Below are 1020 nucleotides of genomic sequence, written 5' to 3' on the forward strand. Positions count from 1 at the left end.
AATAACTTTTACGACCAGTTTCTTGATGGCAACTGGGTCGATCCGAAGCAGCTCGGAAAGTTGCCCGGCGGACCCGTATATAACCTTCGCCCAGGGGATTTCACTTACACCCAGAAAGATCAACACCGTCTTTGGCAAGTCTGGATTGACAGCCCGACGGACAATCCGATTCTTGAGTTGGAGATTAAATACCCGCGCGACGTTCGGCAGCGGTCAGACGGTCGCGGCTATATGTTCCGACTGGCGCTGGAATGGTCAGCAAACGAGGCTGATCGAGTCAACAGTACACCTGGCAGTGAACTAATAGAAAAAGATGGCATCGTGCTGATACACCAAAGCACAGAGCTACTTAAGTTAGCCGTCCCCAATTCAAACGGTCGTTGAGCACTATAATGTTAAATCTTAATAAACCCCTTGACCTACCGCCGCAGCTTGAGTGGAAATTTGCGCATGAGCCCGAATTGTTGACTTGGACGATCCGAGCTCGTAATTACAACACCTTTGTAGCCAATGGCATGTTTGTATTCATGGCCATATTGATATTGGGTGCCGCACTTATTATGTATTCGGTGTATGAAGGGATGGGGCAGCCCTGGCGGATACTGTCATGTGTTTTTTTTTATATTCTGATGATATATGTGGTTTTATCTATGACGCACCAGCGGATGAATTTCGCTTTTCGCTTTAGTGCGTCCGGAGTGGAGCATTGCAAGTGGAAGGACTTTCCGAAATGGGTTCTGACATTTTTGAAATGGCTTACAGGGATAACGGCGGTTTTATTTATTTTCATGGCGACCATTGATCCGTCATTCTTGCTTGGTGCGCTGATAGGGCCTGGCGGCCTGGGGTTGACGTACCTATCAATGGCACATTCAAAGAATTTCCAGGAAATGCATACCAAATACCATCACTATGCATTTGAGTGGAAAGAACTCAAGCAGCTCGCCATTGTTACCAATAGAGAGATCGTCGAGTTTAAATATAGCGTCATCCAGGAAGGAGATGATCATGTGACCAATG

Annotated in this window: 1 protein-coding gene and 1 pseudogene; both read left to right on the top strand. The window is 46.8% G+C overall.

Annotation, left to right across the window (positions count from 1 at the left end; all coding sequences use genetic code 11):
- A pseudogene (locus NPS47_RS25195) lies at window positions 1-384 on the top strand (T6SS effector BTH_I2691 family protein); the annotation flags it as partial.
- An 8-nt stretch (window positions 385-392) separates the two neighbouring features.
- On the top strand, window positions 393-1020 hold a 628-nt coding region (locus tag NPS47_RS25200; RefSeq protein ID WP_274297426.1), incomplete at its 3' end, for a hypothetical protein.

It is taken from the genome of Pseudomonas putida, from assembly GCF_028682475.1.
In the GTDB taxonomy this organism is placed as follows: domain Bacteria; phylum Pseudomonadota; class Gammaproteobacteria; order Pseudomonadales; family Pseudomonadaceae; genus Aquipseudomonas; species Aquipseudomonas putida_AG.